Origin of the sequence: Acinetobacter nematophilus (genome assembly GCF_026344175.1) — a bacterium.
Classification (GTDB): domain Bacteria; phylum Pseudomonadota; class Gammaproteobacteria; order Pseudomonadales; family Moraxellaceae; genus Acinetobacter; species Acinetobacter nematophilus.
In genome coordinates this window covers 156,620-169,452 of the sequence record NZ_JAPKMY010000004.1, presented here as the reverse complement: position 1 = coordinate 169,452, position 12,833 = coordinate 156,620, and the positions used below count along the sequence as shown (strand labels likewise).

Sequence of the window (12,833 nt, the reverse complement as noted above, 5' to 3'; positions counted from 1 at the left end):
AGGGAATATTGACGATTTTTTAACGTATTGCTGAATTTTAAATGACTGAATTATGCTTGTTCAAGCCATAGTCTGTGCCATGATCTGCTGAGCGGAAAGCTACTCATTTTTTATGTCATCGCGTGAATGTGATTATTCTCAGATGTATGAAGATCCTAATGTATTCAGGATCTTATCATTGGACAATGGTGAGTTTAATTCAAGGTTTTACAAAAAACTTGTTGCACTAAGTCAATAAAATACTCAATAGAACCAGAGTTAACAAAACGATATAACCGCGCTCATGAACCGTATTGGACAATTTACCAGACAAGTTAAGGGTTATCTTCATTCCAATAAAGCCGCCGAGGATTAAACATATTAGTGCTGGATAATAGAAGTATCCCCAGAAATGTATTCCTAAGTGAGGTGGTTGTATCCATTGACTGATGATTAAGGTTAAGCAACCCGCGAGTGCAACAGGCATACTGAGTGGATTGGCCAGAGCGACAGCACCAGACATATCTAAACCACAACGGCGAAATAACGGAACGGTCATGACACTTCCGCCAACACCGAGCGCAGCTGCAACGATACCAATGCATATGCCACCCAAATGCTGTTCTTTTGAGTTTAATCCACGTTGAGAAATCTGCTGAGTTTGCTGTGATTTGAGTTGTCGTGACAGACAGTCAAGAATTGTAATGGATAAATAGGCTACAAATGCCCATTTTAAATAAAAGGCTGCGATATGGAGTGATATAAAAGTACCGATCACTGCACCCACCCCAATCCAATAGGCAATTGGAAAAAGATAGCTTCTCTGTATATTGCCTCGTGTAAACTGTTGATATGAGGCAAGCCCAGAATTAATCACCATTAACAATAAGGAGGTTGCAACAGCACTCTTGAACGCCATGTCATATGCCAGTGAATCAGAGGCTTCATGAAAGTGAATGGTAGAATAGACTAATGGAACAACGACGAAACCACCTGCAAAACCAAATAATATGGTAAGTATACCGCTCAGAATGCCAGCAGCCAGTAGAATAAAATAAAGTTCCATAATCATGATCTTGAAAAATAATTCAGATTTTAGAGCTTTATCAAACAGGTAAGTTTGTTATATTCACCTTTCAATTACTCAATTCAGACATGCAGATGAAGCAAATTTCTATTCACAGTATTGAACAGTTAGAACATAAAATCATCGCCATAGAAACTCAATACGCTGAATTTTATAGACTTGAACAACATAGCCATCAACGTGCTCAACTTCTGTATGGTGCAGAAGGGGTGATGCATGTTGAAACACCACAAGGCAATTGGATTATTCCACCTGAAAGAGCAGTATGGATTCCACCAGAAGTCCCCCATCAGTTGACATTGTTCAATGTGAAAACATGTAGTATCTATATACGTCCTGACTATTTACCACGGATTTCAACTCAATGTGAGGTCTTGGCAGTTTCTCCTTTATTGCGACAACTACTTTTAAAAGCACCCCAACTTAGTCCACCTTTCTGCAAACGTGATGAATTGATTTTTGATTTGATCCTAAGCGAGCTTGAATTGTCTGAAGTGATTGATTTACATTTAGCCTTACCTGAAAACCAAGCGATGCTGAAAGTTTGTAGAGAATTTCTTCAGCACCCGAATATCCATTTTTCTCCTGAAGATTTTGCTGAGCAGCTCTATCTCAGTGAACGTCACTTTAGTCGGCTATTTAAAAGCGAAACGGGGATGTCTTTTTCTAAATGGCGACAACATGCGTGTGTATTGTTAAGCTTAGAAAGGCTAATTCGACAGCACTCAATTCAACAGATTGCCTATGATTTTGGTTTTAAAAATCCTGCTGCATTTAGCACCATGTTTCATCGTGTTTTAGGCATGAGTCCAAGTCGATATATTCAAAATCATGATTTTGTTGATTAGGATAGAATGATATTTTATAAAAAATGATGTTTAGAAAATCAAAGCTAGTATGAAACTGGCTACTTTAAAATAGTTTGAATAGACAGTTTCACTTATTCATTTAGTATCTCACTTACGCACTTTACTCAAGCGTTTTGGACTATAAATTAATGGCTCTAGACTAATCAATATCAGGATGTTGCTTTGCAAGATGATCGCGTTTTTCTTGCAATTCCTCAATTTTTTGATCGATCTTTTCAATTTTTTGTTCAATATTGTCATGATACTGTTCAAGCAGCTCTTCTGCTTCTTCAGTATCGACAGCCATCGGTTTTGCACCTTTGAGAGGGAGATTGGCAGTCTCTTTGAGATAGATTGCTGTAATCACGCCAAAGCCACCACAAATCACAAGATAGTAAGCAGGCACCATGATATTCTGTGTGGTTTCTACCAAGGTTGCAGTAATCGTTGGAGTGAGGCCTGCAATGACGACAGATATATTAAAGGCAATCGCAAGGGCGCTATAACGAATTTCGGTTGGGAAAAGTGCAGGCAGTGTTGATGCCATGATACCGATCAACATATTCAGTGACAGTGCAAGCATCAGCAAACCTAAAAAGATCAAGTAAACGTTGTTGGTTCCGAGCAATAAAAAAGCTGGATATGACAATATGATCAATGCAATACTGCCCGCAAAGACAAATGGTCGACGACCTATTTTATCACTGAGCATCCCCACAAAAGGTTGTACAAAGAGCATCCCCACCATAACTGCTATGATGATCAATACACCGTGGTTTTCTGAATAGCCTAAGTTATGTGAAAAATAACTTGGTAAATAAGTTAAAAGCATATAATAAGTGACATTGGTACATAGTACTAATCCAACACAGACCAATAGACTACGCCGATGGTCACGTAAAATTTGTTTAAACCCCACTTTTTGTGGTTTTTTAAGTTGAGACTGTTCTTCTGAATGTGCTTGAAATGTAGGTGTTTCATCTAAGGAATGACGTAGATACAAGCCAATCAACCCCAATGGAAGCGCTAAATAAAATGGAATTCTCCAACCCCAATCGATAAAAGCCGCTTCACCTACAGCAAAAGTAATCAGGGAAACAACACCCGCACCCACGACAAAGCCCAAGATAGAACCAAAATCCAACCAGCTCCCCATAAAACCTCGTTTTCGGTCTGGTGAGTATTCAGCAACAAAGATTGCGGCACCCGCATATTCACCACCCACGGAGAAGCCTTGAGCAATTTTTACAATTAGTAATAAGATGGGGGCCCAAATACCAATAGTTTCATAAGATGGAATTAAACCAATACCAAAGGTACTGACGGACATAATAATAATAGTGATTGCGAGAATTTTTTGCCGACCATATTTATCACCTAAAAAACCAAAGAATAATCCCCCTAAAGGGCGGAATATAAAGGGAATTGAAAAGGTCGCTAAAGCTGCAATCATCTGTATGCTGGGTGAGGAATTAGGAAAAAAAACTTTGCCTAATACATAAGCGACATATCCATAAACACCAAAATCAAACCATTCAATCGCATTTCCTAAAGCTGCTGCTTTAATGGCTTTTTTTGTCTTATCATAATCAATAATTTCGACATCATCGATTTCTAGAGGTTTGATTTTTCTTTTATACATAAATGCTTAATCCTGATTCATGACTCTGCTTTAAAGTTTTGACTAAAAACACAATCAAAGATAAAAATATGGAGAGGTACGATTAAAACATCGTTCATACAGACATTCGGAACACTGAATGCTTAGAAAATTAATAAATATCAATTGATTAAAATTTTAGTTTTTTTGTTGATTTTATGTGTTGGCTAATCATGAATAAAGTGTATAAAAAATGCTGTCTTTATGTAATAAAATTTAACGTTCAAAAATAATCTAAAAATGCATAGAAGTAATGCTGATAAGAAGAAGAGGAAAGAGGATTGGTCAGTTAAACTGAAAATTAAAGAAAATATCATGTAATCAGTCTGTGAATTAGCTGTTTGTACCGATTAAAAATAGCAATATTACACCACATATAAATTAACTAGACGACTGGTCTATTATTGATTATAGTGTAGTAATGAAAAGATCAGATAAAAGTGAAGCCACTCGACAACATATCCTCAACACCAGTTATAAATTAGTGTTACATAAGGGTTTTGTTGGAGTGGGCTTACAGGAAATTTTAAAGAGCTGTGACGTTCCGAAAGGATCGTTCTATCATTATTTTGCCTCTAAAGAGTCATTTGGATGCGAGCTTTTAAAGCAATATCTCGCTGATTATAAAGTTAAAATAGATGAGCTTATGCAGATAGAACAGGGTAATGCATCAGCTCGTTTAGTGGCACTTTGGCAAGCATGGATTGATGATCCAAGCCATGATGAGGGTGGTTGGGCTGAAAACTGCTTAATTGTAAAACTTGCAGCTGAGGTCTCAGATTTATCTGAAGATATGCGTCAAATTTTAAATTTTGGTGTAACCAAGCTGACAGAACGTATTACGAATTTACTACATGAAGGGCAAAAAGATGGTTCAATTCCACCACATATTGAACCTGAGAAAATGGCACAAACTATGTATCAGCTCTGGTTGGGTGCAGCCTTATTAGCAAGACTCGCACAAGATAAACAACCGCTTTATCTTGCATTGGAAACAACACAGCAATTACTAAAACCATTATAGGACGGTCAAAATGCAAAGTATTATTCATCACAAGTTTGGCGAACCTGTAGATGTACTAACATCAGCAGATATGCCTAAACCTGAACCGAAAGCGGGTGAAGTTCGTATTAAAATGATTTTATCTCCCATGCATAATCACGATGTTTGGACAGTGAGAGGCAGTTATGGGTATAAACCGACACTACCAGCGATCGGAGGAAGTGAAGGCGTCGGTATTATTGATGCACTTGGAGAAGGTGTTGATAAAGTCACTGTTGGACAACGTGTTGCTGTAGCGGCAGTGCATGGCAGTTGGGCTGAGTATTTTATTGCATCGGCACAGAGTGTCGTGCCATTAGTCGATGCAATAGATGATGAAACAGCAGCACAATTGATTGGTATGCCGATCAGTGCATTGATGTTGTTGGATTTTATTGATCTTCAAAAAGATCACTGGTTGATTCAAAATACCGCCAATGGCGCTGTAGGCAAAACAGTTGCCATGATTGCTCAGGCGCGTGGTCAAAAAGTCATTCACTTGGTTCGCCGTAGTGAAGCGATTGCAGAAATGAATGCTTTAGGTATTCAAAATGTTGTTGCTACAGATCAGTCAGATTGGAAAGATCAAGTCAAAGCAATCCATGCTGATCAGCCTTTAATTGCAGGTGTGGATTCAATTGGTGGTAAAGCCAGTGGTGAAATGTTGGCTCTACTCAGTGAAAACAGTGTTTTGGTTTCTTTTGGAAGTATGACTGGAGAAGTGATGCAAATTTCTTCAGGTGATCTGATTTTTAAACAAGCCATTGTCAAAGGTTTCTGGGCAAGTGTGGTAAATAAACAATTATCCGCAGAACGCAAAAAAGCGTTAATTGTGGAATTATTGACTTTAGCTGCACAAAAAAAATTAGTGTTGCCTGTTGAGGGTGTATTCAGTTTTGATCAAATTAAACAAGCAGCAGCGAAAGCCACTCAAGGTGCCCGTCAAGGCAAGGTGCTGTTAAAACCGTAATTCTATCTAGCATAGATCAGTAAAAAGTGCTGATCTATTACCATATTTAAAATAAGGAAAAAACATGGTTGGGCAAATTTTAATCGGTCTCATTGCGCTTTTACATGTGTATATTCTCGTATTGGAAATGTTTTTATGGGATAAACCTTATGGTTTAAAAGCATTTGCTAATACGTTGGAAAAAGCACAACTGACCAAAGTGATGGCGCAAAATCAGGGGTTGTACAATGGTTTCCTCGCTGCTGGTTTATTTTGGTCTTTATGCGCACCTGAAATCTACGCAACTGCATTGGCAAATTTCTTTCTAGGCTGTGTATTGGTGGCGGGTATTTATGGTGGAATGACTGCCAGTAAGAAAATTATTTATATACAGGCAGTCCCAGCTGTATTGGCACTGTTTGCGGTAAATCTCAATATTTGAAATAACGGATGCGCTGTCTTTTTTTAGGTTGAATGATGAGTATGTGTTTTACTCTTATACCTATAATTTTGAATGGCGCAACATTAATCAATTATCCCTCATAATGGAAAGCCCATTTTTTCTCAACAATATTCGAATATATAGCAATTTCGCATGCATATTTTGTTGTCTAAAATAAGAAATTAAATTGATATGCTACTTACAGACTGTAAAAATAATTTAGAAAAATTAGAAAATTTCTGTCATTTCTTCACCAATCCAATTTAAAAAATGGTTCACTTTGAGAATATTCTCATGGGTGCGAGGGTAAACTAAATGATGTGCGGATATGGGCACGGATAAGTCATCAGCAAAGACTTTGACAAGTTTTCCTGATGCTAAATAATTTTGGGTAAGTAAATTGCTTTCAAGGACGAAACCGAGCCCATGGGTTGCAGCTTCAAGTGACATATAGGATCGATCAAAACTAAAAGTGTAAGGGAATTCTGGAATACTTAATCCGTTATGTGCAAACCATTGGGGCCATGTAACCAGAGTAGACTTCGATAAAATGAGTTCTTTTTTTAGTAAATCTTTAGGTCTAGAAACTGGACTACGTTCAAGTAATTTAGGGGAGGCAAGAACTTCTAATTTTTCACTTCGAACCGTTCTAATTTCGACACCTGTCCAATTCGGAATACCATGACGAATATCAATATCAATTTTATCTCGTGTGAAATGAAGGTTTTCATATGAGCAAGATAAATTTACCTGAATAAGAGGATATTGTTCTTTAAATGATTCCAATCTTGGCAGTAACCACAGAAGTCCAAAGCTTGGTGAAGAATGGATATATAAACTATCTTTTGGACTTTTATCGGATGCTTGTTCAGTGGCTAACATCAGATTATGCAAGATAGCGGTTACATCTTGATAATAACGTTCACCAGAAGGCGTTAAGGTTACTCCGCGTGCGCCTCTTATAAATAAGCTTTGACCGATCATTTCTTCTAGTTTTGCGATTTGATGACTGACAGCAGATGGTGTGAGGCTCAAAACCTCTGCTGCTTTTGCTACATTTCCTAATCGAGCAGTTTGTTCAAAGGCCTGTAAGGTTTTTATTGCAGGTACCTGATTGTAATTTTTTTCACTATTGTTCATTTAAAATTCCTTTTTTCTTTCAAATCTCAGCTAAAAATATCATAGGCATGAATAAAATTCATGCCTAGTTGAGTTTAACCTTATTGCTGCTCACTGTGAAAAAAGAGAATCTAGTGATGAATGAATATGTTGAAGAAAAGAGGAATAGACATGTTACTACAAGGAAAAGTAGCGTTAATCACAGGTGCAGCATCTGAACGTGGCATTGGTCGTGCAACAGCAGAAATCTTTGCACAGCAAGGTGCCAAAATCATTATTGTTGATCTAGATCTTGCGCAAAGCCAGCATGCAGCTAAAGCATTGGGCGAAGGTCATTTAGGTCTAGCAGCAAATGTTGCAAATGAAGAACAAGCATGCGCTGCTGTGGAACGAGCCCTTCAACACTACGGAAAAATTGATATTTTGGTCAATAATGCAGGCATTACCCAACCTGTAAAAACATTAGATATCAAACGTCATGATTATGATCGTATTTTGGATGTCAGTTTGCGTGGAACACTCATTATGTCTCAGGCTGTAATTCCCTCAATGAAAGAAAACGGTGGAGGAAGTATTGTGTGCTTATCATCCGTTTCGGCACAACGAGGTGGTGGTATTTTTGGTGGTCCACACTACAGTGCTGCAAAAGCTGGGGTTTTAGGGTTAGGTAAAGCGATGGCTCGCGAGTTTGGTGCAGATAATATTCGTGTCAACTCACTTACACCAGGCCTTATTCAAACAGACATTACAGGGGGGTTAATGAATGATGATCGCCGTCATGACATTCTTGCAGGCATTCCACTTGGCCGCTTAGGTAAAGCACAAGATGTCGCAAATGCAGCGTTATTTTTAGCCAGTGATCTATCAGCCTACTTAACAGGTGTAACTTTAGACGTAAATGGTGGCATGCTGATTCACTAAAATTCAGGATTAGTATTAGAAAATTTAAAATAGAGATATGGTCACGAGAGGATATTGTGGCCAAATGTAAAGGGACTCGCATGATGGATACCGTATTTTCATCTGATACAGATGCTATTCGTAAATCTGCATATCGAAAAATTGCATTTCGGCTGATGCCATTTTTAATGCTTTGTTATTTTTGTGCTTACCTAGACCGTGTAAATGTTGGTTTTGCCAAACTTCAAATGATGAGTGATTTACAGTTCAGTGAAGCTGTTTATGGACTCGGCGCAGGTATTTTCTTTATAGGATATTTCTTATGTGAAGTACCGAGCAACATTGTGCTGCATAAAGTTGGTGCTCGACGTTGGATTGCTCGGATCATGATTACATGGGGTATTTTGTCAGGCTGTTTTGCATTTGTTGAAACAGAGTGGCAATTCTATACCTTACGCTTCTTACTCGGTGTTGCTGAAGCTGGATTAGCGCCAGGTTTATTACTTTATCTTACCTATTGGTTCCCATCTTATCGTCGGGCCCGTATGACTGTGCTGTGGTTTATTGCGATCCCAATTTCAGGAATGATTGGTGGACCTCTGTCTGGCTTAATCATGGATCAAATGAACAATGTGCAAGGATGGCATGGCTGGCAATGGATGTTTGTACTTGAAGCTATACCTACAGTGGTTGTTGGTTTGTTAGTCCTCGCAGTTCTAAAAGATTCTGTTCAAGATGCACATTGGTTAACAAGTGCTGAAAAGAATTTAGTTCAGCAAGAAATTGCTCAAGATAATCAACAGAAAGAAGGGCATAGCAGTATTAAAGACTTTATTAGTGATAAACGCTTGTGGTTACTTGCTGGAATCTACTTTTGTGTCGTAATGGGGCAATATGCAATTACTTTCTGGTTGCCTACCTTAATTCGTAACTCGGGTATTAGCGACAACTGGCATATAGGCTTGCTGACCAGCCTACCTTATATGTGTGCAATAGTTGTAATGCTGTTAGCAGGCCGTAGCGGAGATCACTTTAGAGAGCGTCGCTGGCATTTGATTATTCCTATGTGTGCTGGTGCCGTTGCACTGACCTTCGCAACCTTGTTTGTCTCCAATCTAACTCTATCACTGATTTGTTTATGTATTGCGGCATCGGGTGTACTCACTGCATCTTCTTTATTTTGGATGTTGCCAACCAACTTTTTAGGTGGTGTTTCTGCCGCCGCAGGCATTGCAGGAATCAATAGTTTTGCCAATCTCGCTGGATTTTGTTCTCCGTTTCTCATTGGCTGGATTACAACTAATACAGGTTCGAATGCCATAGGTATGTTCTTAATCACAGCAGTCTTGGTTGTCGGCGCCAGCCTAGTACTGCGCGTTCCAGCAAAACTGGTTAATCGTTAATAAGAGAAGTTCATCATGTCAAATATTAATAAAGAAGCTCGTATTGCTGAACTACAGCAACGTGCATATAACATTCGTCAACATGCGTTACGTATGGGACAAGTACAGGGCCAAGGTTATGTTGGACAGGCCTTAGGTGCAGCTGATCTACTCGCAGTTTCTTATTTTCATGCAATGAAATATCAGCCTGAGAATCCTGAGTGGGAAGGAAGAGATCGCTTTTATCTTTCAATAGGGCATTATGCAATTGCTTTATATGCTGCTTTGATCGAAGCAAAAGTTATTCCAGTTGAAGAACTAGAAACGTATGGTTCTGATGACAGTCGTTTACCTATGTCAGGCATGGCAACCTATACCCCAGGTATGGAAATCACAGGTGGTTCTTTGGGACATGGTTTAGGTATTGCGGTAGGTGCTTGCCTAGGATTAAAGCAAAAGAAATCAGAGTCTTTTGTTTATAACTTCCTATCAGACGGTGAGCTCAATGAAGGCTCGACATGGGAAGCCGTTATGTCAGCTTCACATTGGAAATTAGATAATCTAATTGCAATTATTGATGTGAATAATCAGCAAGCCGATGGGCATTCAAGTGAAATTCTCGCTTTTGAACCGATTGTAGATCGTTGGAAGTCTTTTGGCTGGTATACGCAACGCGTAGATGGCAACAATATGGAAGCTTTACTTGATGCTTTCGATCAAGCAAAAAACCATAAAGGAGCATGCCCAAGAGTCATTATTTGCGATACCCAAATGGGTAAAGGTGTTTCTTTTTTAGAAAGTCGTGAAAAAACACATTTTATTCGCGTGGATGAACGCGAATGGGATGAAGCTTTAAATATATTAACCCATTACGGCAAATAAGGAGTTTAGATCCATGAGCCAATTAGCGAACTCCCCTAAGAAAAAATTAAAAACGTCTGCCATGATTGCTTCGATTGCTGCAGAAGGGCAACCAACCAAGCCTGCACCATTTGGACATGCTTTAAACGCGCTAGCGAAAGAACGTGATGATATTGTTGGATTATCCGCAGATCTATCCAAATATACAGATCTGCATATTTTCGCGAATCAAAATCCAGACAAGTTCTTTCAAATGGGAATGGCAGAACAACTCTTGATGAGTGCTGCGGCTGGATTAGCTCGAGAAGGCTTCGTTCCTTTTGCCACGACTTATGCAGTATTCGCCTCACGTCGTGCTTATGATTTTATCTGTATGGCGATTGCCGAAGATAATCTGAATGTGAAAATTGTAGCAGCCCTTCCTGGTTTAACTACAGGATATGGACCAAGTCACCAAGCCACAGAAGACATTGCAATTTTCCGTGGAATGCCAAATTTAATGATCATTGATCCATGTGATGCCTTGGAAATTGAACAGGCTATTCCGCAGATTGCTGCTCATCAAGGTCCTGTTTATATGCGCTTGTTACGTGGTCAAGTTCCATTGGTACTGGATAAATATAACTACCAATTTAAATTAGGTAAGGCTCAAGTTATTAAACCTGGCAAAGACCTGTTGATTATTTCTACAGGGCTGCTGACTATGCGAGCGCTTGAGGCCGCTGAAGAACTTGAAAAAGAAGGAATTGAAGTTTCAGTTCTACATGTCCCAACCATTAAGCCTCTTGATGAAGAAACGATTTTAGCTGAAGTTGAAAAAGGAGGACGACCAGTACTTACTGCTGAAAATCATTCTGTGGTTGGGGGCTTAGGTGAAGCAGTGGGAACATTGCTGTTAAGAAATGGGCAACATCCACGTTTTGATATGATTGGTTTACCAGATGCATTTTTAGCTGCGGGAGCATTACCAACATTGCATGATCGTTATGGTATTTCTACAGAAGCAGTTAAAGAGAAAATTAAAAATCACTTAACCTAAGAGAGTCCAACTCTATTAGTGAATTGAGCATGGTGTATGACAGGAGTCCCGCCATGCTGCAATTTTATCACACTAATTTTAATCCAATTTAATCACTCAAAATAGCTTATTCAATTCGCTGTTTAGGGAAACTTATATTCAAAATTTGCAGGGATTGTGCAATGAAAAAAAGTAATTTTTTATGTCTTATGGGTGTACTTATTGGAACAAATACAGCTTGTTTTGCTGAGAACTTATTTGATGTGAATCGGACAAATTTAACAGGAGATTGGGAGGGTGAACGGAAACAGCTAGTGGATAAAGGAATCAAATTTGATGCTAGTTCCAATCTCGATATTGCTTACTTGGCAGATGGAGGATATGCCCCACGACAAGACCCAACATATGTTAGCCAGTTTTCACTGGGTTCAACCTTAGATTTAGAAAAATTGATAAATATGGAAGGGGTGACTGTTCGAGCTTTAATTATGGCAAGACAAGGGCAGAGTGTATCAGTAGAGCAGATTTCTAATCCGCAAGCACCGCAATTGGCCAATGTACAGGCAAATTATGGTCGAGGTAATTCGGGTACACGGCTTGCAGAACTATCGATCGAAAAGAATTTTAGTAACGCAGCTACCAGTATTCGAGTTGGGCGTTTTGCCATGGGAACTTATTTCAATGTGATGTCCTGTGACTTTCAAAATAATTCTTTTTGCGGTGCGCAAATGGGGAAATGGCAAGGCAGTAAATGGATGAATGCACCTGTAAGCCAATGGGCTGTAATGTCTAAATATAGTTTCAACCCTGAGACTTTTATACAATTTGGTGTATTCGAGTATAACCCAAAAAACTTGGAAGAAAGTGAAGGATGGAATTTGGATACAAAAGATGCCGATGGCGTCAATATTCCTGTTGAACTTGTCTGGCAGCCTAAACAGGCGATTAATAACTTAGCTGGAATTTATCGTATAGGTGCATTTTACAATACGGCTGACGGTCTCAAAAACCAAAAAGATATCGTGACAGGAGAACCTGAATCTCACACATATGGGATGTGGGGAGTTGTGGAACAACAATTAACCCAAAAAGACTCAACTCATCAAGGGCTGTATGCTTTTATGAACTTCAGCTTTCATGATCAAACCACGAACAAAGTTGAAAATATGCAACAAATGGGTTTGAAGTATGTGGGACTTTTAAATCATCATCCCAATGATATTGTAGGTTTTGCTGTGAATAGAGTCGATGTGAGTGATCGTTACAGCCGAACACACCAAGCGATTAATCAGGATGCTGAATATAATATTGAGGTGAACTATTCATATTTTCCAATGAAATGGTTGATGTTGAGACCTAATATTCAATATGTAATCCATCCTGGGGCAACAAGTTCTGTGGATAATGCTCTAGTGCTAGGCTTAAGCTCGAAAATTATTTTTTAAGCAATCTTCATTTTAAGGATTTGAAAATTGTATTTAACTGTTTTAGATTATGGTCGCGGCTTTGGAGCAAAATTTAATTCTATATTCAAGTGTGACATGAA

12 protein-coding genes are annotated in these 12,833 nt (G+C 38.8%); 9 read left to right on the top strand and 3 right to left on the bottom strand.

All coding sequences use genetic code 11. The annotated features are described in order from the left end of the window. Positions 1-226: 226 nt before the first annotated feature. Positions 227-1,045: a sulfite exporter TauE/SafE family protein gene (locus OSH00_RS09895; RefSeq protein WP_266130286.1), complete on the bottom strand. Its 819-nt coding sequence runs from the start codon at positions 1,043-1,045 to the stop codon at positions 227-229. Positions 1,046-1,140: 95 nt separating this feature from the next. Between OSH00_RS09895 and OSH00_RS09890 the strand changes: the two genes are divergently transcribed. After that, positions 1,141-1,914: an AraC family transcriptional regulator gene (locus OSH00_RS09890; protein WP_266130285.1), complete on the top strand. Its 774-nt coding sequence runs from the start codon at positions 1,141-1,143 to the stop codon at positions 1,912-1,914. Between the two features lie 160 nt (positions 1,915-2,074). Here the strand turns inward: OSH00_RS09890 and proP are convergent, their stop codons facing one another. Continuing rightward, positions 2,075-3,556, bottom strand: coding sequence for a glycine betaine/L-proline transporter ProP (gene proP, locus OSH00_RS09885; RefSeq protein ID WP_266130284.1), 1,482 nt, complete (start codon positions 3,554-3,556; stop codon positions 2,075-2,077). Between the two features lie 439 nt (positions 3,557-3,995). Between proP and OSH00_RS09880 the strand changes: the two genes are divergently transcribed. The 3 genes from OSH00_RS09880 to OSH00_RS09870 all read left to right on the top strand — a co-directional run bounded on the left by OSH00_RS09880 (position 3,996) and on the right by OSH00_RS09870 (position 6,007). Then, entirely contained in the window at positions 3,996-4,598 is a 603-nt protein-coding gene (locus tag OSH00_RS09880) for a TetR/AcrR family transcriptional regulator (protein ID WP_266130283.1), read from the top strand. 10 nt (positions 4,599-4,608) lie between these two features. Then, positions 4,609-5,586, top strand: a complete 978-nt coding sequence (locus tag OSH00_RS09875; RefSeq protein ID WP_266130282.1) for a zinc-binding dehydrogenase — start codon at positions 4,609-4,611, stop codon at positions 5,584-5,586. Between the two features lie 64 nt (positions 5,587-5,650). Continuing rightward, the gene (locus OSH00_RS09870; RefSeq protein WP_266130281.1) at positions 5,651-6,007 is read left to right on the top strand and encodes a DUF1304 domain-containing protein; all 357 of its coding nucleotides are present in this window, start codon (positions 5,651-5,653) and stop codon (positions 6,005-6,007) included. A gap of 228 nt (positions 6,008-6,235) precedes the next feature. On the opposite strand, the gene OSH00_RS09865 is transcribed toward OSH00_RS09870, so the two are convergent. Beyond that, positions 6,236-7,147 carry a LysR substrate-binding domain-containing protein gene (locus OSH00_RS09865; RefSeq protein WP_196074750.1) on the bottom strand — a complete coding sequence of 304 codons (912 nt, stop codon included), beginning with the start codon at positions 7,145-7,147 and terminating at the stop codon, positions 6,236-6,238. Positions 7,148-7,297: 150 nt separating this feature from the next. Here OSH00_RS09865 and OSH00_RS09860 point away from each other — a divergent pair, with 150 nt between their 5' ends. From OSH00_RS09860 to OSH00_RS09840, 5 genes are all read left to right on the top strand, one after another. Continuing rightward, on the top strand, positions 7,298-8,047 hold the full coding sequence (locus OSH00_RS09860; protein WP_266130280.1) for an SDR family NAD(P)-dependent oxidoreductase: 750 nt from the start codon (positions 7,298-7,300) through the stop codon (positions 8,045-8,047). 83 nt (positions 8,048-8,130) lie between these two features. Beyond that, positions 8,131-9,429 carry an MFS transporter gene (locus OSH00_RS09855; RefSeq protein WP_196074772.1) on the top strand — a complete coding sequence of 433 codons (1,299 nt, stop codon included), beginning with the start codon at positions 8,131-8,133 and terminating at the stop codon, positions 9,427-9,429. Between the two features lie 15 nt (positions 9,430-9,444). After that, a complete protein-coding gene (locus tag OSH00_RS09850) occupies positions 9,445-10,290 on the top strand; it encodes a transketolase (RefSeq protein WP_266130279.1) in 846 nt (281 codons plus the stop codon). Positions 10,291-10,303: 13 nt separating this feature from the next. Continuing rightward, positions 10,304-11,308, top strand: coding sequence for a transketolase family protein (locus tag OSH00_RS09845; protein ID WP_266130278.1), 1,005 nt, complete (start codon positions 10,304-10,306; stop codon positions 11,306-11,308). 161 nt (positions 11,309-11,469) lie between these two features. Next, the gene (locus OSH00_RS09840) at positions 11,470-12,732 is read left to right on the top strand and encodes a carbohydrate porin (RefSeq protein ID WP_266130277.1); all 1,263 of its coding nucleotides are present in this window, start codon (positions 11,470-11,472) and stop codon (positions 12,730-12,732) included. The last annotated feature ends 101 nt before the right edge of the window (positions 12,733-12,833 follow it).